Below are 22354 nucleotides of genomic sequence, written 5' to 3'. Positions count from 1 at the left end.
GCGAGTGAGTCCGAATCGTGACCTCGCCACGGAGCGGCCTGGGTGGGGGAGCGACGCCTGGACGGCGTCCGCGCCTGTGCCCGTGTCTGTGCCCGAGTCTGTGCTCATGCCCGTGGCGCGCGGGATGACCGGGTGTCTGGTCGTCGAGCTCAGGCGATGGGCTCGACCGTGCCGTCGTCGGTGACGATGCCAGCGATCCACCGGTACGAGCGCTCGTACACCGAGCGGGGTAGGCCCTCGAGCGTGTACGCCGAGTGGCGCACGGTCGACTCGACCGCGCGCCCGGGGTCCGTGGTCCACGGGGCGCCGTCCGGGTCACGAGTGAGGACGACGGGCGCGGTGTCGAAGGACTGCGCCATCGCAGCCAGGTCCTTCGCGTCCTGATCGGCGAGAGCGAGCACGACGGGCACGTCGCAGGTCACTCGCAGGCTCCCGAAGACCTCCGACGTGCCGACAAGGATGATCGGCCTGCCGGGTGCCAGCGCGCACAGGTCGTCGAGCATCGCGCGGGCGCCCACCATCTCGCGGGTGGTGACGTTGACCGCCGACGACACGGGGATGTCGCGATCGGGCGTGAGGGCGAGCCACGTGGTCACCGGCGCGAGGACCAGGACAGCGGCGCCGATGCGGCGGGCGACCAGCCGTGCCCGGTCGCTGCGCGGCAGGGCCGCGAGCGTCCAGACGGCGAGGGCGGCGGCCAGCACCAAGCCCGGCAGGGTCGCGGGCTCGAAGCGCCGGATGGCCCAGATCTGGTCGGGGATGATCGAGGGATACACCAGGTACAGCAGCGTCGGGGCGAGGCAGGCCCCGAGCATCACCGCCCATCCCGGGCGCGTGCGCACCATCCGCGAGGCAGCGATCGCGAATCCCACGACCGCCAGCACCACGACCACCCACGTGAGGTGGTACGAGAGCCAGGATACGGTCGACTCGGCGTACGTGCGTTGGCCGTCGATCTCGAGGCCCTGAGCGGCCTGGAAGCTCTCGACGACGCCGTTCGCGAAGACGGCCGACTCGGTGTCGGTCCCGCGCCGTGCGACGGTCCACAGCGGCCGCGCGGCGAGCGCGACGAGCACGAGCGCGACCGCCGCCCCGGTCGCGCGAGCGACCAGCAGGCCCCCGGGGCTCGTGCGCAACCACACGCGCGCGAGCCGCAGCCGCGACCGGAGCGGCGACCACGCCGCGAGCGCGAGCAGCACGAGGGCTCCCGCCGCAGCGAGGAGGTACACGGCGTTCAGGAGGGTCGAGCGGCCCTCAAGCCGCGCGAGGTACTCGGTCGACCACACGGCGACCGAGACGTAGCCGATCACCGCGAGCAGCACCTGCGCGGCGACGAAGCTCGCGCCGAGAGCGAGGCGTCGGCGCGGCCACGCGTCGCTCAGCAGCAGTGCGAGCAGGACGCCCGCGCACGCGCCGATCGCGAAGGCGGTGCCGTCGATCCGCACGAGCATCGTCGCGCCGCTCGTGGCGCCGGCTGCGGCGAGCAGGCCGGCCGAGCGGCGCTCGACGCCGCGCCACGCCCACAGCACCGCGGCGATCGCGAGCAGCAGGGTGAGCGGCTCGGTGTAGGCGGGGCGCGACAGGCCGATGTGCGCGACCGTGAGGGCGAGGCAGCCGGCGGGCGCGAGCGCGGCGAGGGGGCTGAGGAACCGGCGCGCGACGGCGTACACCGCGAGAAGGCCGGCGGCGCCGATCACGACGTTGGCCGCGAGCACTCCTGCGTCGCCGGCGATCCACCCGCCGATCGCGATGGTCGCCGGCAGCATCTTCGCGCCCTGTGGCTGGATGACGTCGCCCTTGAGGTTCCAGGCCTCCGACGCATCGGGGATCGTCTGCGTCCCGGCCTGCGCCGCGAGGTCGGCGCCGAGCGCGGGGATGTCGGTGCTCGCATGGTCGACGAGCCACATCCCGGACAGGCTGAGGAAGCCAGGGTCGCGCACCACGAGGAGGTACTCGGCGCCGAGGATCATGTTGACGACCGTCCACACCGCCGCGCCGCCCATCGCGATGGCACCGGCGCGCGCATCGGCTGCCGTCGCGGGCCCCTCGGGTGCGAGGGGGCGCCAGCAGAGCACGATCACGGCGGCGGCGAGGGGCAGGACCACCCACCAGACGTGGGCGCCGACGGTCACGGCGAGCCCCGCCGCGATCGCCGTCGCCGCCACGATCAGGACGGTGCGCTCGGGGGCTGCCGCGAGCGCTCGAGCGAGGGGGCCCAGGCGCGTGGGCGGCGCCGCTCCGGGGGCGTGGTGCGCGAGGTCCGTCACGAGGCACCAGGCTAATGGCGAGCCCGGCCGCGGCACGCGGCGCAGCGCGTTGCAAAGTCCGTGCGCCCCGGTAGTGTGGCCCCATGACGCGAATTGTCTTGGTCGAAGATGACCCGACCATTTCAGAACCCTTGACCCGCGCTTTGGGTCGCGAGGGGTACGAGGTCGAGTGGCACGGCACCGGCATGGGTGGCGTGGGCGCGGCGGACGACGCCGAGCTGGTCATCCTCGACCTCGGGCTCCCGGACATCGACGGAGTCGACGTCGCGCGACGCATCCGCGACAAGGGCCTGCAGGTGCCGATCCTCATGCTCACCGCACGCGCGGACGAGGTCGACCTGGTGGTCGGGCTCGACGCCGGTGCCGACGACTACGTGACGAAGCCCTTCCGGCTCGCCGAGCTGCTCGCGCGCGTGCGCGCGCTGCTGCGTCGACGGGTCGCCGACGAGGGCGCTGGCGAGCTCGCGGTGCGCGGCGTCCGTGTGGACGTCGCCGGGCACCGCGCGTTCGTCGACGACAGCGAGCTGCAGCTGAGCGGCAAGGAGTTCGACCTCCTGCACCTGCTGGTGGCCAACGCCGGATCGGTCGTCTCGCGCGACACCCTCATGCGCGAGGTGTGGGACGCGGACGCCGGGGCTCCGTCGAAGACCCTCGACATGCACGTCTCGTGGCTGCGCCGCAAGCTCGGGGACGACGCCTCGGACCCCACCTACATCACCACCGTGCGGGGCATGGGCTTCCGGTTCGAGAACGACGCCTAGGCACGGGCGATGCGTCGCCGGGTCCTCCAGGCCACGATCTCCGCTCTCGCGGTGGCCGTGGTGCTGCTCGGCATCCCGCTGGGCTTCTTCGTCGCGCAGCTCGTGCGCGACGACGCCCTGCGCGACCTCGACCTGCGCACGGCGACCGCGGCGCGCGCGCTCGACGTGCGCTACCAGGCCGGCGAGACCATCACCGAGGACAACCTCGCGTCCTACGTGAGCTCGGCGCCGGGCGCTGGCTCGTTCATCTACGTCCAGCTGCCGGACGGCACGGAGCTGACGGCGGGCGCCGAGCCCTCGTCGACCTTCTCCGACTCGACGGTCACGGACTCGGGCATCGTGGTCGTGATGTCCGTCTCGTGGTGGGACGTGTTCTGGCAGGCCGCGCGCTATGTCGCGATCGTCTTCGCGCTGGGAGTGTCGGCCGTCGTGGCCGGCGTGTCCATCGCCATCTGGCAGGCGAACCGGCTGACTGCGCCCCTTGTCTACCTGGCGGCCAGCGCCGAGCAGCTGGGCACGGGCCAGGTGCGCCCCCGCATCGACCGCTCCGGCATCGAGGAGATCGACCAGGTCGCGGAGGAGCTCGCGCGCAGCGCGGATCGCATGGCCGCGCGCCTCGCCGCCGAGCGCCAGTTCGCATCCGACGCCTCGCACCAACTGCGCACGCCGCTCACCGCCCTCACGATGCGCCTCGAGGAGATCGCGGCGACCACGCGCCAGGACGAGGTGCGCGAGGAGGCGGAGAAGTCCCTCGAGCAGGTCGAGCGGCTCGTCGGCGTGGTCGACGACCTGCTCGGGCGCTCGCGCCGCGCGCTCGGCTCCGGCACCGAGCTCGTGGTGCTCCAGCCCCTGCTGGACCAGCAGAGCGAGGAGTGGGGGCAGGCGTTCCGCACCGCGGGGCGCAGCCTCGTCATCAACGAGACGGGCGCGACGGTCTTCGCGACCCCCGGTGGCCTTGCCCAGGTGCTCGCGACCCTCATCGAGAACTCGCTGCACCACGGCGGCGGCACGACGAGCGTGACGACCCGCGAGTCCGGCACCAACCACGCCATCGTCATCGAGGTCCGTGACGAGGGAGACGGCGTGCCGGAGGAGCTGGCACCCCGGATCTTCGAGCGGGAGGTCACCGGCGGTCGCGGCACCGGGCTTGGCCTGGCGCTCGCGCGCGACCTGGTGACCGCCGACGGCGGGCGGCTCGAGCTCGCGCACCGCGCGCCGGCGGCGTTCGCCGTGTTCCTCCAGGGCGTCCCGCAGATGGTCGACCTCGACACGGTGGTGCCGCACTCGAGCTCGCTTCCGCAGCGTCGCCGCGGCCGCTGACGGCTCAGGCGGTCAGACGGAGGGCCCGGACGGCGACGCTTCCCCGGCGTCCGCGGAGCGGTCGCCGGCGGTGGCGACGGGATCCTCCGCCTCGTCAGGCTCGGGCAGGAACACGAACAGTGCGTAGCCCGCGTACCGGGCGACGGTGCCGAGGCCGATGCCGACGAGCGTCGCGGCGTTGTCCCACGCGAGGCTCGTGAGCCCCAGGCCGTGGTGGCTGATCGCCACGACGCCTGCCTCGAGGATGAGCGCGACGCCGTTCACGAGCGCGAAGAGCGCGAGCTCACGTGCCGGCCGGTGCCGGGATCCGCCGCGGAACGTCCACCCACGATGGGCCCACCAGGCGAACGCCATCGAGACGAGCGTCGCGATGATCTTCGCGGTCACGACGCGGTCGTCGTCGCCAGCGACCTCGGCGTGCGGAGCGAGCGGGCCCAGACGCAACAGGTTGAACACCGCGAGGTTGACGACGATCCCCGCGAGCCCCACCGCACCGAAGCGCGCGAGCTGCCCCGCGCGCCGCGTCAGCCAGGTCCGTGCACTCACGAGGGTCGAGCGTAGTCGCCGGTAGGGTTCAGCCATGACCGCTCCCATCGTCGCCGTGGTGGGCGGCGGCCAGCTGGCCCGCATGATGGCCCCGGCCGCCACCGCCCTCGGCATCACCCTCCGAGTCCTTGTCGAGTCCGATTCCGCGTCCGCCGCGGGGCCCGCGCACGAGTCCGTCGTCGGCCTGCCGACGGACCCCGAGGCGATCGACCGTCTGCTCGCCGCCCCGCGGCCCGACGTCGTCACCTGGGAGCACGAGCACATCCCGGCGGAGGTGTTCGACGCGTGCGCGGCCGCGGGCGTGCCGGCCCGCCCCGGGCTCGCGGCTCTGCGGTTCGCGCAGGACAAGATCGCGATGCGCACGCGGATGGCGGAGCTCGGCCTGCCGAACCCGGCATGGAGCGAGATCACCGACGAGGCCTCGCTGGCATCGTTCATCGCCGAGCAGGGCGGACCCGTGGTCCTCAAGACCGCTCGCGGAGGCTACGACGGCAAGGGCGTGCGCATCGTCGCCGAGGCCGCCGAGGCGCGCGACTGGATCGAGGCGATGGTGAACGGCGGCCCGCGCCTGCTGGCCGAGGCGAAGGTGCCGTTCACCCGCGAGCTCGCGGTCCAGGTCGCGCGGCGCCCGAGCGGCGACGCCGTGACGTGGCCCGTGGTCGAGTCGGTGCAGCGTGACGGCGTCTGCTCCGAGGTCACCGCCCCCGCGCCCGACCTCGCGCCGGAGCGCGGCGACCTCGCGCGTGACGTCGCGGTGCGCATCGCGACCGAGCTCGGGGTCACGGGCGTGCTCGCCGTCGAGCTCTTCGAGACGGAGGACGGCCTGCTGATCAACGAGCTCGCGATGCGCCCCCACAACTCGGGACACTGGACCATCGAGGGCTCGGTGACGAGCCAGTTCGAGCAGCACCTGCGGGCGGTGCTCGACCTGCCGCTCGGTGACACCTCGGCCGTGGCCCCGGTCACGGTCATGGCCAACGTGCTCGGGGGTGCGCGCGGCGACCTCGGCTCGGCGCTGCCCGACGTGGACGATGCTGGCGCGAAGGTCCACCTGTACGGCAAGGGCGTGCGCCCGGGGCGCAAGGTCGGTCACGTCACGGTGTGCGGCGACGAGGTCGCTCCCACCTACGCCAGGGCCGTCGCAGCCGCGGCTATCGTGAGGGACGGAGGTGCGGCATGAGCGAGACGCCCGTGGTCGGGATCGTGATGGGATCGGACTCCGACTGGCCCGTGATGCGGGCGGCGGCGGAGGCGCTGCGCGAGTTCGACATCGCTTACGAGAAGGACGTGGTGTCCGCGCACCGCATGCCCGACGAGATGATCGCCTACGGCCGTGACGCCGCCGCGCGGGGTCTGCGGGCCATCATCGCCGGCGCCGGAGGCGCGGCGCACCTGCCGGGCATGCTGGCGTCCGTGACCTCGCTGCCCGTCATCGGCGTTCCCGTGCCGCTCAAGCACCTGGACGGCATGGACTCGCTGCTGTCGATCGTCCAGATGCCCGCCGGCGTTCCCGTCGCGACCGTGTCGATCGGTGGCGCGCGCAACGCGGGCCTGCTCGCCGCGCGCATCCTCGGCGCCGGTGAGGGCGACCAGGCGGCGGCGCTGCGTCAGCGGATGGACGGCTTCCGCGACGAGCTGCGCCAGGTCGCCTACGCCAAGGGCGAGGCGCTCCGCGCCGAGGACTGACGCAGCAGTTCGATGAAGCAGCTCGACGCAGCCGTTCGACGCAGCCGGTCGACGCCGGAACCGGACGCCCGGCTTCCGGCCGATCCGTTCCACCACCCGCGCCGCGCTCGCTGACGTCCAGAGCGGACACCCAGCGCGTGCATCGGCCCTCTGGCGACTCGTGAGCGAGTGGGGCCCGGGTCCGTGCCGAGCGTGCGCAAGCGTTGAAGGAGGGCCCACCGCCGTCGCCTAGCGGCGGGGCGTGATGGCGCGGTGGTGCGGAAAGGCCGTAGGGCGGGCTCAGACCGCGCAGGACGCGAGGATGTCCTCCTGCGTCTCGCGCAGCGGCTCGGTGGCCGAGGGCGACGGCGTCGGCACGCTCGTCGCGGGCGTCGAGGGCTCGGCGGTCGCGGACGGCGCGGCGGAGGGGCCCGCATCCGGGGTCGCCGTAGCGGTCGTGTCGGGCTCCGGGTCCGTGATCGGCACGTCGTCGACCAGGCGCTGGAACATCTCGTCGGCCTCGGCCTGGACCATGACGACGTCGCCTGACGCGTCCCCGGCGTACTGCCACGGGACGGTCTCGAACACGAGGTTCGAGGTGTCGAAGTTGCGCAGGTGGTACGCGAGGCCCGCCATGTTCGTGATCGAGCCCAGCTGCTCGTCGATGGTGATCGACTCGGTGCCGGCGCGCACGAACTGCGTGAGCTTCTGGATGTCCGTGAGCATGTTCATGCCCAGCGCCTTGCGCGCCGTGTTGGTGAGGAGCTCGTGCTGGCGGTCGATGCGCATGAGATCGGTGCCGTCGCCCAACCCCTGGCCGGTGCGCGCCCGAGCGAAGGCGAGCGCGGTCTGGCCGTCGAGCACCTGCGGGCCGGCCTCGAGGTCGAGCTTGGCCTTGGTGGAGTACATGTCGTTCGGGATGCACATGGGCACGCCATCGAGGGCATCGATCATGTCGATGAAGCCGCTGAAGTCGACCACGACGTAGTGGCCGTTGAAGTCCAGTCCGGTGAGGTCGGACACGGTGCGCATGGTGCACGCGGCGGCCTCGGCGCGGTTGCCGTTCGATCCTCCAAGGGAGAAGGCGGTGTTGAACTTCGCCGTCCAGCCCTTCTTGACGGTGCCGTCGAACATCTGGCAGTCGGAGATCCGCACCCGCAGGTCGCGGGGGATGGAGACGACCTCGATGCGCTCGCGGTCTCCGCTGATGTGCATGATCATCGTCGTGTCCGAGCGCATGCCCTCGGCGACCCGGCCGCCGATGTCGCCGTTCTCACCGTTGCGCTCGTCGGAGCCCATGAGCAGGATGTTGATCGGCTCGCCGGCCGCGAAGTCCGTGGGCTCGGCCGGGGTCTCGACCGTCTCGCCGTTCTCGTCCGTGGGCGCGACGAGCTGGGAGATGTCCTGGCGCTCGATCGAGTTCTGGGCGAGCAGCAGGTAGCTGGCACCGGCGACCACCGCGAAGCCCAGGATCGCCGCGGTGGCGCTGGCCAGCGTCGACAGCACGCGGTGACGCGGCGCGCGGGACGCATGGCGCGCGAGAGCGCGGCGGCGAGTGGGCATGGGAGTCCTTCACATGAGGGGACGGCAAGGGCAAGGGTACCTGCCGGGTAACGATTTGGTTGCGACCCCGGTTCCCGCGGATTCTTCGCGGTGTCGTGGGTGACGCGCGTCGCAGCCGGTGTCTCGTCCCCGAGTCCCAGCGTTGCTACGGCACCTGGCACTCGGCCAAGATGTCCTCCACCGTCTCGGGCTCGGCGTCCGCGCTGGGCGTGGTCTGCGGCGACTTCGACGCGGTCGCGGTCGGCGTCGTCGAGAGCTCGTCGTCGTGCCACGTCGAGGTCGCGTCGTCCTCGGCGGCGACGGACAGCGGTCGGTCGTGGCGCAGGTCGTCGAGCATCACCTCGGCGTCGTCGGTCATCACGACGTTGAGGCGATCCTCGGTGTACTCCCACGGGATGGTCGCGAACGTGAGGTCTTCGGTGCGGATGCCGCGCAGGCTGAGCGCGAGAGATCCGAGGAAGCCCACCGAGCCCAGCTCCTCGTCGGTGCTGAGGGACTCCGCTCCGGCGCGCACGAACTGGGTGAGGGCCGCCGCGTCCGTGAGCAGGTTCTTCGACAGCGCCGTCCGGAACGTCTGCTCGAGCAGCTCCTGCTGGCGGGCGATGCGCTGGAGGTCCGAGCCCGACACGTCGCCGATCTCCGCGGTGCGCAGCCGCGCGTAGTTGAGGGCGGTGATGCCGTCGAAGATCTGTGGCCCGGGATCGAGATCCAGCTGCGCCTTGGAGGACACGATGCGCTCGGGAACGCACATCGGGATGCCGTCCAGCGCGTTGACCATGTCGATGAAGCCCACGAAGTCCACCACGGCGTAATGGTCGATCCGCAGGTCGAAGGCGTCGTGGATGGTGTTGATGACGCACGCGGCGGCCTCGGCCGGGTTGCCCTGGCGGCCGCCGTTCGAGAAGGCGATGTTGAAGTCGCCGTAGCCGCCCTGCGCCACGGAGCCGTCGAACATCTCGCAGTCGGGGATCTCGACCTGAAGGTCGCGGGGGATCGACACCAGCTCGACGCGCTCGCGGTCGCCCGACACGTGGGCGATGATCGTGGTGTCGTTGCGCATGCCGTCGGCGACGCGGCCGCCGATCGCACCGTTCTCTCCGGTGCGCACGTCGGAGCCCATCAGCAGGATGTTGATCGGCTCGCCGTCCCCGGTGGGCGCGGGCGCGTCGGGGGTCGAGCTGACCAGGCCGCCGACGTCCTCGGTCTGGATGGACGAGGCGATGGACGTCGTGACCGACTGAGCGAACACCAGCCCGAAGCCCAGCGCGGCCGCGATCGCGACGGCGAGGATGCGGGCCACGGGGTGCGAGGCCGCGCGGCTGCCATGCCGAACGCGCTCCTCAGCCGACGCCACGTGACCTCCCTCTCATCCCCGGAGTGCCCATCGTACGTGGGAGGACGCCGTGGCTGGCGAGCGCCGGGCGGCGCGGCGGGTGCGCCGGGATAGCCTACGAGGCGTGACCGACCTGCCCGATCTTCCCTCCCAGCCCCCGGTGAGCGTCATCATGCCGGTGCGCAACGAGGCCGCTGAGCTCGCCGCGTCCGTGGCCGCCGTGCTCGCCTCCGGCTACCCCGGCAAGGTCGAGGTGGTGATCGCGGTCGGGCCGTCCGAGGACGGCACGGAGGGCATCGCCGCCGAGCTCGCCGAGGCGCCCGAGGTCACCGTGGTCGCCAACCCGAGCGGCCGCACCCCCGACGGGCTCAACGCCGCCATCGCCGCATCGGCCCACGACGTGGTGGTGCGGATGGACGGGCATGCCCACATGCCCGTCGGGTACATCGACCTCGCGGTCGATGCCCTGCGGCGCACCGGGGCAGGCAACGTGGGGGGCCGCATGGTCCCGACGGCCGATGCGCCCTTCGGGGCCGCGGTCGCCGTCGCCATGTCCTCCCGCTGGGGCTTGGGAGGAGCCGGCCACCGGCAGGGCGGGACGGAGGGGGAGGCGGCATCCGTGTACCTCGGCTCGTTCCGCCGGGGCGCCCTCGAGTCTGTGGGCGGCTACGACACCCACTTCACGCGCGCCCAGGACTGGGAGCTCAACTTCCGCCTCCGCGCGGCCGGGTACGGGGTGTGGTTCGTCCCCGCGATGGCCGTTCCCTACACGCCGCGCTCGAGCTGGCGAGCCCTCGTCCGTCAGTTCTTCACCTCGGGCCAGTGGCGGCGAGAGGTCATCCGCACGCACCCGCAGAGCCGGTCGCTGCGGTACCTGGCGGCGCCGCTCGCCACGATCGCCGTCGCCGGCGGAATCATTCTTGGGGCGCTCGGCGCGATCCTCCAGAGCCCGTGGCTCCTGGCCGCGATGGCGATCCCGGGGCTGTACGTGCTGGGGGTGCTGGGCGCATCCGCCCTGCTGCTGCCGCGAACGGGCCTGGCCGCGGGTTTGAGGATGCCGCTGGTGCTGGCGACCATGCACCTGGCGTGGGGTTCCGGCTTCGTGTGTGGAGTGCGCTACTCTCGGCTTGACGCGTAGGGATAACAACGGTGTAATTCCTACAGGCAGGGTCACTATCCTGCCGTGGCGATCGGAGGACAGCCCATGTGGAATATCTACGGCGGCGCAGTGCCCTCGGACGCAGGCAAGCCGGCGCCCACCCTGGCCTCGGTGGTGGACATCTTCGGGGGCGTGGAGGACGACGGCCCCCTCGCTTGGCAGGAGCGCGCGCTGTGCGCCCAGACCGATCCCGAGGCCTTCTTCCCGGAGAAGGGCGGATCCACGCGCGAGGCGAAGAAGGTCTGCGCCTCGTGTGAGGTGCGATCCGAGTGCCTCGACTACGCGCTCGCGAACGACGAGCGGTTCGGGATCTGGGGTGGGCTCTCGGAGCGTGAGCGGCGCAAGCTCAAGCGTCGCGCTGTCTAAGCGGCAGGCCTGCGTGGGGACGGCATGAGTCCCGCGCGCATCGTGGTGCGTGCGGTGGTGGTGTCCGATGGCCGGTCGCCCCACCTCTTCGCGGCGGTCGACGCCGTGCTCAGCCAGGACCCCGCACCTGACGAGGTCCACCTCGCGCTCACGGCGCCCGTGGACCCGCCCCCCGGAGGCTGGGACTCCCGGCTCCGCGTCGAGCAGGTCGACGCCCGCGACCTCGGTGGTGCCGTCGACGCGGTGCTGGCCGACAGCCCTGGCGAGCCCGCAGAGCTGCTGTGGATCCTCCACGACGACATGGCGCCGCTGCCCGGAGCTCTCGCCGCGCTCACGGCCACGGCACGCAAGCGCCGCCTCGCCGGCGTCGTCGGCGCGGCGCACGTGCAGTGGGATGCCCCCGACCGCCTCGTCTCCCTCGGCACGACGACCACGCGCGTGGGAGCCCGCCGGATCGCGCTCGTCGAGGAGGACGACGTCGACCAGGGCCAGTACGCGGAGCGCGACGACGTGCTCGCGGTGTCGCTCGGCGGCTCGCTCGTGCGCCGCGAGCTGTGGGAGACGCTCGGCGGTCTCGACACGGCAGGCGAGGGATGGTCCTCGAGCCTGGACTTCTCGCGCCGCGCCTGGCGCGCCGGATACGACGTGGTCGCCGTCCCGGCGGCGCGGATCCGCCACAGCCAGGAGCGGCTGCACGCGCGGCGCGGTGGGTCCGGAGGCGGCCGGCGCGCGACGTACAGCGTCCGGCGGGCCTCCGAGTGGTACCACGCCCTCGTCTTCTGTCCGTGGTGGGCGGTGCCCTTCGTCGCCCTGTGGGCGCTGCTCGGATCGCTCGCGCGCGCGGTGCTGCGCGTCGCCCAGAACGAGCCCCAGCTGCTGCTCGCGGACCTGTTGGTCCCGTGGCGCGTCATCGGCCTTCTGCCTCGCGTGCCGGGCGCGCGGCTGCGCGTCCACCGAGCCGGCCGGGCCACCGATGCGGAGCGCCGCCTCCTCGCGGGCCCGCGCGACGTGGCGAGGCACGTGCGCGCCCTCGAGTGGGGCACCCGCAGTCGGGTCCAGGCGGCGGAGCAGCCCTCGGACGTGGTGCGCGCGGAGCTCGCGACCGCCGCTCGCCGGCGCCGGCTCACGCTCGTCGCCGTCGCCATCGCCCTGACCGCGTTCAGCATCGCGCTGCACCCCACGTGGCTCGCGGCGCTCGCCCAGGGCCAGATGCTCACCGGCGCGACGCTCGGCATCACGGACGTGTCGCTCGGGGAGCTCTGGGACCGCGCCCTCACGGGATGGTCGTCGCAGGCATTCGGGGCGCCGGCTCTCGACCCAGGGCTGAGCCTGCTGCTCGTCCCGCTCGCTGCCATCCCCGGCGGCCTTGCCGCGTGGCTCGGCGCGGTGCTGCTGGTCGCGCCGCTGCTGGCCGGCCTCACGGCGTGGGCCGCGGCCGGTGCGTTCACCCGGTCGCTGCCGGTGCGCGCGCTCGCCGCCGGCGCGTACGCCGTGGGGCCCATCGCGCTCGAGTCCTCCGCGCAGGGCCGGGTCGCAGCGGTCATCGTCCACGTCGTGGCGCCGCTCGCCGTCCTGGGGCTCGCCCGCGCGGGTGCCTGGCACCGGGGGGAGGCCCTGCCGGACGGAGCCGAGCACCCGGCAGTGAGGCGCCCCTCGCGGAGTGCCGCGATGGGAGCCGCCGCCGCGCTCGCGGTCGTGGTGATCGCCGCTCCCGTGCTCCTCGCGCCCGCAGTGGTGGTGGTCCTCGTGGCCGGCGGCTTCGCCGGTCGCGCCAGGTGGCGTGTCTGGGGCGCCGCCATCGCGCCCATCGTCGTCTCGGGGGCGGCGCTCGCCGCGACGCTTGCCGCGCCGTCGTCGGCGCTGGCGATCGGCGTCCGCGAGCCCGGCCCCTCCGCCACCGCGCCCTCGCTGTCCGCCGCGGAGCTGCTGCTCGGTGGCATCGGCGAGACGGGAGCCGTGCCCGAGCCGATGGTGTGGGTGCTGCGGACGCTCCCCATCGCGCTGCTCGCCGCCGCCGCGATCGCCGCGGTGATGGGCCGTCGCCGCTGGGTCTCGCTCGGCGCGCTCGCGGTCGCTGCGGCGAGCCTCGTGATCGCCGTGCAGGTGCAGGGCGTGACGCTGTCGCCCGACCTGGGCGCCGGGGCACCTGCCGCGGCGGGCTGGTACGGGGCCGCGATGTCCGCAGTCGCCCTGGGCCTGCTCGTCACGGTCTGCGCCGCGTGGACGCCCGGAGCGGTCGCGTGGCCCGTCGCGGCACGGCGGGCGGCGTCCGCGCTGGCGATCGCCGTCGTGGGCATCGGCGTGCTGGGGTCGGCAGCCGCACAGGCATGGCCCGGACGCACGGCGCTCGGCGACGTGCAGCCGCAGGGTCGCGACGTGCTCCCGCTGGTGGCCACCCTCGAGCAGGAGACGGCGCTGTCGCAGCGGGTGCTCGTGCTCGACCAGGCGTCCCAGGCGATCACGTTCTCCGTGCTGTCGGAGGACGGCACCGAGGTCGTGCCGACCGCGGGAACGCTGTCCTCCTCGGGCGTTCCGCTCGCGCGCGGAGAGGGGGCCGCCGCCGTGCCGGGTCCCGCTGACCTCGGGGAGACGGTCGCCGCGCTCGCCGCTGGCGGCGACGTCAGCCTCGATCCGCTCGCCGCGTGGGGGATCGGCGTCGTGGTCGCGGCGCCGGGAGCTGAGGCGCTTGCCGACGTGCTGAGCCAGCACCCCGACCTCGCCCTCATGGGCTCTGCGGAGCGCGGCACGTCGTGGCGCGTCGGCGGCGCCGAGGGCGACGCCCGCGTGAGCCGCGCGCGCTTCGTGTCGCCGCAGGGCGACCAGCCGGTCGCGATGGGACGGACCGCGGGCGAGCTCGACGCGCCCGAGGCCGGAACGCTCGTCATCGCCGAGGCGGCCGACGAGCGCTGGGCCGCCACGCTCGATGGCGCGGAGCTCGACGCGGTCGAGGACGCGTTTGGACGCCAGGCCTTCGAGGTGCCCGCCGCCGGCCACGTGATCGCGTCCTACGACGACCGCGAGTACCGCGTGTGGTTCTGGGCCGGCCTGGTCACGCTCGGCTGGGTGCTGGTCGCCGCGATCCCGGTGCGCTCCCGCCGCGTCACCCGCGAGGAGCGTCTGCCATGAGGATCCTGCTGACCGTCATCGGCCTCGCGGCGCTGCTCGGCGCCGCGACGCTCGCGGCGCCCGAGCCCGGCGGACAGCCCGGCGCGAGCGTCGAGGCGAGCATCGACCCGGTGCGGCAGCCGGTGGTGTGCCCGGGGCCCCTGGAGGTTCCGGTGGGCGCGATCGTGTCAGGCGACGAGGACCTCGACTCGGGCTCGAGCGACGTGACACGGGAGACGCTGCCGTCGGGCGAGGCGCTCGGTGACGGCACCGCCGTCGATGCGACGCAGGCGGTGACGGTCGAGCGGGTCGCGTCGGGGGACATCGCCGGGTTGGCGGGAGCCGCGTGCACCGCTCCCGCTCGCGACCAGTGGCTCGTCGGCGGCTCGACGGCGCTGGGCTCGAGCGCGCGACTCGTCCTGTCGAACCCGACCGGATCCGCGGTGCGCGCCCGCATCGAGATCCACGGTGCCGTCGGGCTCGTCGAGGACGACCGCTCGGTGCTGCTCGGACCGGGTGCGCAGGAGACCCTGCTGCTCGAGTCGGTGACGCCCGAGCTTCCGGCGCTCGCCGTGCACGTGGTCGCCCAGGGCGTGGGGGTGAGCGCCGCGCTCCAGGACTCCCGTCTCGACGGGTTCACGGCCGCCGGCACCGACTGGGTGTCGCCCTCGGCGCCCGCGACCGAGCTCGTGATCCCGGTCGCCGGTCCGTCGGCTGAGGAGGCCGTGGCGACGCTCTCGCTGCTGGCGCCCGATGGCGCCGACGCGACCCTGACGCTGCTCGGCGAGGAGGGCCCGCTGCCGTGGCTCGGCGACGAGCGCCTCGCGCTCGAGCCCGGCGTGCTCACCGACCTGCAGGTGCCGGTGGTCGGTCTCGCCGCGGTGCGGATCGAGGCGTCGGATCCGGTGGTCGCCGGCGCGCTCGTGAGGGTCGCCCGCGACGCGGCGGTGCTCGAGGGCGCGGTGGCGCTCGACCAGGCGTGGACGGGGGGACAGGACGCGGCCGATGCGCGCGCGAGGGCGGCGGTCGTGCCCGACGGCGACGTGACGCTCGTCGTGGCGTCAGCAGCGGCGGGCACCTTCACTGTGGATGCGGGCGGGCACACGCTCACCGTGGACGTCGCCGAGGATGGCGTGGCGTCGTTGCCGCTCGACCTGGAGCCGGGCACCGTGCTGACGAGCTCGGCACCCTTCGCGTGGGCGCTCGTGCTCGCCGATCCTGAGGCGGGCTTCGTCACCACCATCGAACCGGTGTCGACCGAGCTGGAGGCGACCGTGCTCGAGGCCGCGGTGGCGCCCTACTCGCCGGCGCCGTAGTCCGGGTCGACGTCCTCCGGCGCCCTGCCCAGCACGGCGCCCACCTGCTCCGCGAGCACATCTCTCAGGATCGGCCGCACGTGTCCCGGATCCGCTCGCAGCTCGAGCGGGCGCCGGTAGACGACCACCCGGGTCGGCTGACCGAGCTCGGCGGGGAACACGCGCCCGAGCGGGACGCCGTGCTCCCATGGCGTCGGGTCAGACGGCGGGACGTCCTCGGCGGCGAAGTCGATGCGGCCCCACGCGCGGCCCCAGCGTGACTCGAGGCGTTCGGCGGCGTCCCGCAGCTCGTCGTCGAAGACCTCGCCGCGCGTGCGGTACCCGGGGGCGTCGTACGGCAGCAGGGGCGCCCGCAACCCCCTGCCATGCCTGTCCCTGCGCGCCATGGGCCACACGCTACCCCCGCATCGGCGTGGCACCTGGGCCCCGCGCTCGGGCGCGCGTAGTGTCCGGAGGCGTGAAGTCCACGCGTCAGTGCTCCCGTACCACCTGCGACCGCCCCGCGGCCGCGACGCTGACGTACGTGTACGGGGACTCGACCGTCGTCGTGGGCCAGCTGTCGGCGCAGGCTGAGCCGCACAGCTACGACCTGTGCGCCCTCCACGCCGAGCGCTTCTCCGCGCCGCGCGGATGGGACGTGGTGCACATCCACCAGGAGTTCGTCGACGCCGGCCCCAGCCCCGACGACCTCGACGCGCTCGCGCGTGCCGTGCGCGAGGCGGGCCGCCCGCGCGTGCCCGCCACCCCGCCGCCCGCGCCGCTCGCTTCCGAGCCGCGACGGGGGCACCTGAGGGTGGTCTCGGGAGACGCCTGAGCGGCGCCGCTCGGTGGCGCTAGTCTGGGCGCGTGAACGAGCGCCCCGATCTCTCCGCCCTCATCAAGTCCTATGACGTCCGCGGCATCGTGGGCGAGACGCTCACGCCCGAGGTGGCGCGCGCGATCGGCGCAGCCTTCGCCGACGTGGTCGTGATCCCCGACGGCGAGACCGAGGTCGTCATCGGACGCGACATGCGCGACTCCGGTCCCGAGCTGGTCGCCGCCGTCGGCGACGGCCTGCGCGACCGCGGCGTCGACGTCATCGACATCGGCATGTGCTCGACCGATGGCCTCTATCACGCCTCGGGCGCGCTCGAGCGGCCCGGCGTGATGGTCACGGCCTCCCACAACCCCGCCGCCTACAACGGGATGAAGATGTGCCGGCGCCTCGCACGTGCCGTCGGTGAGAACACGGGTCTCGGCGACGTGCGCGAGCGCGCCGCCGACTACCTCGCCGACGGCGTGCCCGCCGCGGACGCGCGCGGCGGCCTCGTCGAGCGCGACATGCTCGCCGAGTACGGCGCCTTCCTGCGGTCGCTCGTGGACCTGTCGGAGATCCGCCCGTTGACCGTCGTGGTCGACGCGGCCAACGCGATGGCGGGCCACACCGTGCCCGCCGTGCTCGAGACGGGGGCCGGCCTGCCCGAGCTGCCGCTCACGATCATCCCGCTGTACTTCGAGCTCGACGGCACGTTCCCCAACCACGAGGCCAACCCGCTCGACCCCGCGAACCTCGTCGACCTCCAGGCCGCGGTGCGCGAGCACGGCGCGGACATCGGCCTCGCCTTCGACGGCGACGCCGACCGCTGCTTCGCGGTCGACGAGCGCGGAGAGGTGGTGCCCGCCTCGGCCATCACGGCGCTCGTCGGCCTGCGCGAGACCGCGCGCGAGCTCGCCGAGGGCGGCGAGCCCACGGTGATCCACAACCTCATCTCGTCGCGTGCCGTGCCCGAGCAGCTGACGGCTGCCGGCGCCACGCCCGTGCGCTCGCGCGTGGGCCACAGCTACATCAAGGCGGAGATGGCGCGCCTGAACGCCATCTTCGGTGGAGAGCACTCGGCGCACTTCTACTTCCGCGACTTCTTCTACGCGGACTCGGGGATGCTCGCCGCGCTGCACGTGCTGGCGGCGCTGGGCTCGCAGGAGCGCCCGCTGTCCGCGCTGCTCGAGGCGCACAGCCCCTACGCCGCGTCTGGCGAGATCAACTCCACCGTGGACTCGGTGCCCGACGCCCTCGCCCGCGTGCGTGCGGCGTTCGCGGCACACGACGTGCAGGTCGACGACTTCGACGGCCTGACCTTCGACCACTGGAGCGCGGAGCCGCGCTGGTGGTTCAACGTGCGCCCCTCCAACACCGAGCCGCTGCTGCGCCTCAATGCGGAGGCGGCGGACGCGTCCGAGATGGAGCGCCTGCGCGACGCGGTGCTCGCGGTCATCCGCGAGGGCTGACGTGTCGGCTGAGGGCGGCACCAAGGCGATCATCGCCGCGCTGAGCGCCAACCTCGGCATCGGCGTCACCAAGTTCATCGCCTGGGGCCTCACCGGGGCATCCTCGATGCTCGCCGAGGGCATCCACTCCGTGGTCGACTCCGGCAACCAGGTGCTGCTGCTCGTCGGCAAGCGCAAGGCAGCGCGCGCCGCCGACGACACCCACCCCTTCGGCTACGCGCGCAACCGCTACTACTACGCGTTCCTCGTCGCGGTGATGCTCTTCACGCTCGGCGGGCTGTTCTCGCTGTTCGAGGCGTGGCAGAAGTGGCAGGACCCCGAGCCGCTCGAGGGCTGGGTGTGGGTGCCGCTCGTCGTGCTGCTCATCGCGATGGCGCTCGAGGGCAGCTCGCTGCGCACCGCGGTCAAGGAGGGCAACCAGGTCCGCGGTGGCCTCGGCTGGTTCTCCTACATCCGCCGATCCCGCTCGCCCGAGATCCCGGTCATCCTGCTCGAGGACACCGCGGCGCTCATCGGCCTGCTGTGCGCGTTCTTCGGGATCTCGATGACGATCATCACGGGCGACGGGATCTGGGACGCGATCGGCACCGCGTTGATCGGCATCCTCCTCATCGTCGTCGCCGTGATCCTCGCGCGCGAGACCAAGTCGCTCATCATGGGGGAGTCGGTCACCCCCGACGACCTGGAGCGCATCCGCGGCGCGTTCGCCGCGTCGCCGCTCACCGACGTCATCCACCTGCGCACCATGCACCTGGGCCCGGACGACGTGATGATCGCCGCTAAGGTGGGCGTCGAGCATGGGGTGAGCGTCGACCAGCTCGCCGAGCACATCGACCGGGCCGAGCGGCTCATCCGCGAGGTCGTGCCCGCTGCCCGACTCATCTTCATCGAGCCGGACCTGCGCCGTGACCCGGCCAGCGCATCGGCCCTCACCCCGCCCCCCGAGACCCCTCCTGAGGAGCCCGCATGACCCTGGACCACGTCGTCGCCGACCTGTCGCTCGCCGAGGCCGGCCGCCACCAGATCCGCCTCGCCGAGCAGGAGATGCCCGGGCTCATGGCGCTGCGCGAGGAGTTCGGCGACGCCCGGCCGCTCGCGGGCGCGCGCATCGCGGGCTCGCTGCACATGACGACCCAGACCGCCGTGCTCATCGAGACCCTGACGGCGCTCGGCGCCGACGTCCGCTGGGCGTCGTGCAACATCTTCTCGACCCAGGACGATGCCGCCGCCGCGGTCGTCGTGGGCGCGGGCACCTACTCGGCCCCCGACGGCGTGCCGGTCTTCGCGATCAAGGGCGAGACCATCCGCGAGTACTGGGAGTACACCGACCAGATCCTCACGTGGGACGGGCACGACGGCCCCACGATCATCCTGGACGACGGCGGCGACGCGACCCTGCTGGTGCACGAGGGCGTGCGCCTCGAGGCGCTCGGCGAGGTGCCCGAGCCGCTCGAGGAGGAGGACCCGGAGTTCAACGCCGAGGTCGAGGGCATGCGCGCGGTGATCCGCCGGTCCATCGCCTCCGACCCCACGCGCTTCACGCGCATGGCGGCCGGGATCGTGGGCGTGAGCGAGGAGACCACGACGGGCGTGCACCGCCTCGAGGCGATGTTCCGCCGCGGCGAGCTGCTGTTCCCCGCGATCAATGTCAACGACTCGGTGACCAAGTCCAAGTTCGACAACCGCTACGGCATCCGCCACTCCCTGCCGGACGGGATCAACCGCGCCACCGACGTCCTCATGGGCGGCAAGGTCGCGTTCGTCGCTGGCTACGGCGACGTCGGCAAGGGCGCCGCGGAGGCGCTGCGCGGCCAGGGCGCGCGCGTGATCGTCGCCGAGGTGGACCCCATCTGCGCGCTGCAGGCCGCGATGGATGGGTACGAGGTCGCGCGCCTCGAGGACGTCGTGGAACGCGCCGACTTCTTCATCACCACCACCGGCAACAAGGACATCATCCGCGTCGAGCACATGGCCGCGATGAAGGACAAGGCGATCGTCGGCAACGTCGGCCACTTCGACAACGAGATCGACATGGCCGGCCTCGCGCGCTCGGGCGCCAAGCACCAGCCCATCAAGCCGCAGGTCGACGAGTGGACCTTCGCGGACGGGCACTCGGTGATCGTGCTCAGCGAGGGGCGCCTGCTGAACCTCGGCAACGCGACCGGCCACCCGTCGTTCGTGATGTCGACGTCCTTCGCGAACCAGGTGCTCGCGCAGATCGAGCTGTGGGTCAACCTCGCCGCGTACCCGCTGGGCGTGCACCGCCTTCCCAAGGTGCTCGACGAGAAGGTCGCGCGGGCGCACCTCGACGCGCTCGGCGTGCGCCTCACGGAGCTGAGCGAGTCCCAGGCGGACTACATCGGCGTGCCGCAGGAGGGCCCCTTCAAGCCAGAGCACTACCGCTACTGATCCGCTGCTGGCGGTCTCCGGAGCGCCGATGCGCGCGCCGGGGGCGTCGGGTCAGTCGACGGCGTCGGCGACGCCGTAGGGCAGGCGCGCCACGCGCGCGGCCTCGTCGCGTGCCCGCACCTGGCGGCGTGCCTCGATCGACGTCTCGCGGCGGCCGCGCTCGGCCAGGACGGCGGCGATGAAGTACTCGGGGTGGGGGGTGACCTCGGGCATCGGCGACACGTAGCCCTCGAGGCGGGCGGCCAGCTCGCGGCCGAGGCGAGCCCTCGAGTCGGCGTGCAACGTCGTGGCGCGCGCGAGGAACATGCGGCAGGTGAGCGCGAGCCCGTCGGGAAGGCGTGCGATGTCCGCCGCCCGCGCCCAGTCCGCGAGGTGCGGCGGCATCTGCAGGGGAGGCAGCGCCCGCGTCGCGCCGCGCACCCGCATCGCGTAGGTGCCGGCGAGCATGTCGCCGATGCGCTTCGAGCGGGCGTTGAGCAGCGACACCGTGAGGGCCATGAGACCGAGCGTCGCGAAGATCTCGATGAAGCCCGTGAGCGCGCGGATGAACGCGTGGCGGAACGAGATGGGCCCGCCGTCGTCGCGCACGACGCGCAGCCCGCACGCGAGCCGTCCCACCGAGCGCCCGCGGGAGAAAGTCTCGACGAGCGCGGGCACGATGATGAGCATGAGCACCATCGCGGAGATCGAGGCCGCGCGCTGGATGGCGCCGTTCGCGAGGCCCGTCGCGCCGGTGATGAAGTACAGCGCGAATCCCGCGGGGATGCCGTAGACGACGAGGTCGAGCGCGCCGGACAGCATGCGGTGCGTCACGGCGGCAGCGCCCGTGCTGAGGGCGACGCCCTCGCCGGTGAGGATCTCGTCCTCGACCGTGTCCATGCCAGTCCCTTCGAGCGGTTCTATGGCATCGTAGCCGCGTGGACCTCGACGCCTTCTCGTCAGCGCGCCGCGAGCGCTGGGACCGGCTCGAGGAGCTGTCGCGCCGGCGCTCGCTCACGGGCGAGGAGGCAGACGAGCTCACTCGGCTCTACCAGGCGACGTCGGGCGACCTGTCGGCGCTGCGCTCCGCGGCACCCGAGCCCGGACTCGTGACGAGGTTGTCGATCACGCTGGCGAACGCGCGCGTGTGGCTCACCGGCGCGCACGAGGTGTCGACGCACGGCGTGCGCCACTACCTCACGCTCGGGCTCGCGGCGGCGTTCTACCGCGTGCGCTGGTGGGGCGTCGCGGTGACGCTCACGGTGATCGGGCTCGCCGCGCTCAGCGCGTGGTGGACCGTGACGCATCCCGAGGCCCTCGCCCTCATCGGCAGCGCCGAGACGCGCGACGCCATCGCCCAGCTCGAGTTCGAGAGCTACTACTACGAGTACGACTCGGCCTCGTTCTCCGCCTCGGTCTGGACCAACAACGGCTTCCTCGCGCTGCAGTGCATCGCACTCGGCATCACGGGGATCTATCCGGCCTACCTGATGTACAACACGGTCATCCAGCTGGGCGTCGCGGCGGCCGTGCTCGCGGAGGCCGACCTGCTCGACATCTTCTTCCAGCTGATCATCCCGCACGGGCTGCTCGAGCTGTCCGCGGTGTTCGTCGCCGCCGGGGCCGGGTTCCGACTGTTCTGGACGCTCCTGTCGCCGGGGCCGCGCACCCGCATGCAGGCACTCGCCGAGGAGGGGCGCGTGACGATCTCGGTCGGGATCGGCCTGGTCGCCGCACTCTTCGTGTCGGGTCTCATCGAGGGCTTCGTCACGGGCTCGGACCTGCTGTGGCCCATCAAGATCGTGATCGGCACCCTCGCGTTCGCGGCGTTCTGGATGTACATCTTCATCGTCGGGCGCTACGCGGTGAACGCGGAGGTATCGGGCGACGTCGAGGGCGACTTCGCCACGGACGCGGCCGCGGTCAGGGGCTAGTCGTCCGGCGGTCGATCCGTCACCGCGCGCCTCCCCTTCACCACCAGAGTGGGCCCTGCAAGTGTGGGTGGTGGCTGGCCTGGGGCTGGCTGACGGGGCGACGCTGGTGTTTGCCCCTGGGTATGACTCGTTTGGGTCTGGACCGGCGACTGTGGTCACCGTGTCTTCAAAGTGGCTTGTCTGCCTGGGGGTGAACACCGGCGTCGACCCGCCCACCACGATGGCTTGATAGAAGCATGCCCAACCCGTGCAGGTTGTGGCTCATTGCAGGACTGCCTCGTAGTGACTCACCCGGGCCGACGCCGGCCAGACAGCGACGTCACTGAGAAAGGGAGATCACTGCCATGTCTATCGTCGCAAACACTT

General features: G+C 72.9%; 19 protein-coding genes. 13 read left to right on the top strand and 6 right to left on the bottom strand.

What is annotated here, in order from left to right; translation table 11 throughout:
* Positions 1–149 precede the first annotated feature (149 nt).
* Positions 150–2267 (bottom strand): glycosyltransferase family 39 protein, encoded by a 2118-nt coding sequence (locus tag B7K25_RS06505; RefSeq protein WP_144018897.1) that lies wholly within the window; start codon positions 2265–2267, stop codon positions 150–152.
* Positions 2268–2350: 83 nt separating this feature from the next.
* Here B7K25_RS06505 and B7K25_RS06495 point away from each other — a divergent pair, with 83 nt between their 5' ends.
* Positions 2351–3028, top strand: a complete 678-nt coding sequence (locus B7K25_RS06495) for a response regulator transcription factor (RefSeq protein ID WP_084104932.1) — start codon at positions 2351–2353, stop codon at positions 3026–3028.
* A gap of 9 nt (positions 3029–3037) precedes the next feature.
* A complete protein-coding gene (locus tag B7K25_RS06490) occupies positions 3038–4348 on the top strand; it encodes an ATP-binding protein (protein WP_084104931.1) in 1311 nt (436 codons plus the stop codon).
* A gap of 12 nt (positions 4349–4360) precedes the next feature.
* Here the strand turns inward: B7K25_RS06490 and B7K25_RS06485 are convergent, their stop codons facing one another.
* A complete protein-coding gene (locus B7K25_RS06485) occupies positions 4361–4894 on the bottom strand; it encodes a GtrA family protein (protein ID WP_159450144.1) in 534 nt (177 codons plus the stop codon).
* A gap of 34 nt (positions 4895–4928) precedes the next feature.
* Between B7K25_RS06485 and B7K25_RS06480 the strand changes: the two genes are divergently transcribed.
* Together B7K25_RS06480 and purE are read left to right on the top strand one after the other, a co-directional pair.
* A complete protein-coding gene (locus tag B7K25_RS06480) occupies positions 4929–6074 on the top strand; it encodes a 5-(carboxyamino)imidazole ribonucleotide synthase (protein WP_084104930.1) in 1146 nt (381 codons plus the stop codon).
* Positions 6071–6580: a 5-(carboxyamino)imidazole ribonucleotide mutase gene (gene purE / locus B7K25_RS06475; RefSeq protein ID WP_084104929.1), complete on the top strand. Its 510-nt coding sequence runs from the start codon at positions 6071–6073 to the stop codon at positions 6578–6580. Before B7K25_RS06480 ends, purE begins: the two co-directional genes overlap by 4 nt.
* A 279-nt stretch (positions 6581–6859) precedes the next feature.
* Here purE and B7K25_RS06470 read toward each other — a convergent pair whose 3' ends face one another.
* Both B7K25_RS06470 and B7K25_RS06465 read right to left on the bottom strand, forming a co-directional pair.
* Entirely contained in the window at positions 6860–8122 is a 1263-nt protein-coding gene (locus B7K25_RS06470) for an LCP family protein (RefSeq protein WP_084104928.1), read from the bottom strand.
* A gap of 145 nt (positions 8123–8267) precedes the next feature.
* Positions 8268–9476, bottom strand: coding sequence for an LCP family protein (locus B7K25_RS06465; protein WP_084104927.1), 1209 nt, complete (start codon positions 9474–9476; stop codon positions 8268–8270).
* 103 nt (positions 9477–9579) lie between these two features.
* Here B7K25_RS06465 and B7K25_RS06460 point away from each other — a divergent pair, with 103 nt between their 5' ends.
* From B7K25_RS06460 to B7K25_RS06445, 4 genes are all read left to right on the top strand, one after another.
* Entirely contained in the window at positions 9580–10593 is a 1014-nt protein-coding gene (locus B7K25_RS06460) for a glycosyltransferase (protein WP_234988107.1), read from the top strand.
* 66 nt (positions 10594–10659) lie between these two features.
* Positions 10660–10980: a WhiB family transcriptional regulator gene (locus B7K25_RS06455; protein ID WP_084104926.1), complete on the top strand. Its 321-nt coding sequence runs from the start codon at positions 10660–10662 to the stop codon at positions 10978–10980.
* 24 nt (positions 10981–11004) lie between these two features.
* Positions 11005–14106 carry a glycosyltransferase gene (locus tag B7K25_RS06450; RefSeq protein WP_084104925.1) on the top strand — a complete coding sequence of 1034 codons (3102 nt, stop codon included), beginning with the start codon at positions 11005–11007 and terminating at the stop codon, positions 14104–14106.
* Complete coding sequence (locus tag B7K25_RS06445) at positions 14103–15401, top strand: DUF5719 family protein (RefSeq protein ID WP_084104924.1); 1299 nt, start codon at positions 14103–14105, stop codon at positions 15399–15401. Before B7K25_RS06450 ends, B7K25_RS06445 begins: the two co-directional genes overlap by 4 nt.
* Here the strand turns inward: B7K25_RS06445 and B7K25_RS06440 are convergent.
* Positions 15383–15787, bottom strand: a complete 405-nt coding sequence (locus tag B7K25_RS06440) for a metallopeptidase family protein (protein WP_084104923.1) — start codon at positions 15785–15787, stop codon at positions 15383–15385. The genes B7K25_RS06445 and B7K25_RS06440 overlap by 19 nt on opposite strands.
* A 71-nt stretch (positions 15788–15858) precedes the next feature.
* Here B7K25_RS06440 and B7K25_RS06435 point away from each other — a divergent pair, with 71 nt between their 5' ends.
* Genes B7K25_RS06435 through ahcY form a run of 4 tightly spaced genes read left to right on the top strand, consistent with a single transcriptional unit; the run spans position 15859 to position 20075 of the window.
* On the top strand, positions 15859–16215 hold the full coding sequence (locus B7K25_RS06435; RefSeq protein WP_084105228.1) for a DUF3499 domain-containing protein: 357 nt from the start codon (positions 15859–15861) through the stop codon (positions 16213–16215).
* Positions 16216–16247: 32 nt separating this feature from the next.
* Positions 16248–17666 carry a phosphomannomutase/phosphoglucomutase gene (locus B7K25_RS06430; protein ID WP_084104922.1) on the top strand — a complete coding sequence of 473 codons (1419 nt, stop codon included), beginning with the start codon at positions 16248–16250 and terminating at the stop codon, positions 17664–17666.
* Between the two features lies 1 nt (position 17667).
* Positions 17668–18636 (top strand): cation diffusion facilitator family transporter, encoded by a 969-nt coding sequence (locus B7K25_RS06425; protein ID WP_084104921.1) that lies wholly within the window; start codon positions 17668–17670, stop codon positions 18634–18636.
* On the top strand, positions 18633–20075 hold the full coding sequence (ahcY, locus tag B7K25_RS06420) for an adenosylhomocysteinase (RefSeq protein WP_084104920.1): 1443 nt from the start codon (positions 18633–18635) through the stop codon (positions 20073–20075). Before B7K25_RS06425 ends, ahcY begins: the two co-directional genes overlap by 4 nt.
* A gap of 51 nt (positions 20076–20126) precedes the next feature.
* On the opposite strand, the gene B7K25_RS06415 is transcribed toward ahcY, so the two are convergent.
* The gene (locus tag B7K25_RS06415; protein WP_084104919.1) at positions 20127–20954 is read right to left on the bottom strand and encodes an RDD family protein; all 828 of its coding nucleotides are present in this window, start codon (positions 20952–20954) and stop codon (positions 20127–20129) included.
* A gap of 38 nt (positions 20955–20992) precedes the next feature.
* Between B7K25_RS06415 and B7K25_RS06410 the strand changes: the two genes are divergently transcribed.
* Entirely contained in the window at positions 20993–21988 is a 996-nt protein-coding gene (locus B7K25_RS06410) for a stage II sporulation protein M (RefSeq protein WP_084104918.1), read from the top strand.
* The last annotated feature ends 366 nt before the right edge of the window (positions 21989–22354 follow it).

Source organism: Demequina sp. NBRC 110056, assembly GCF_002090155.1.
Lineage (GTDB): Bacteria > Actinomycetota > Actinomycetes > Actinomycetales > Demequinaceae > Demequina.
The sequence above is the reverse complement of the archived record's forward strand: the minus strand, read 5'-3'. Positions and strand labels throughout refer to the sequence as shown.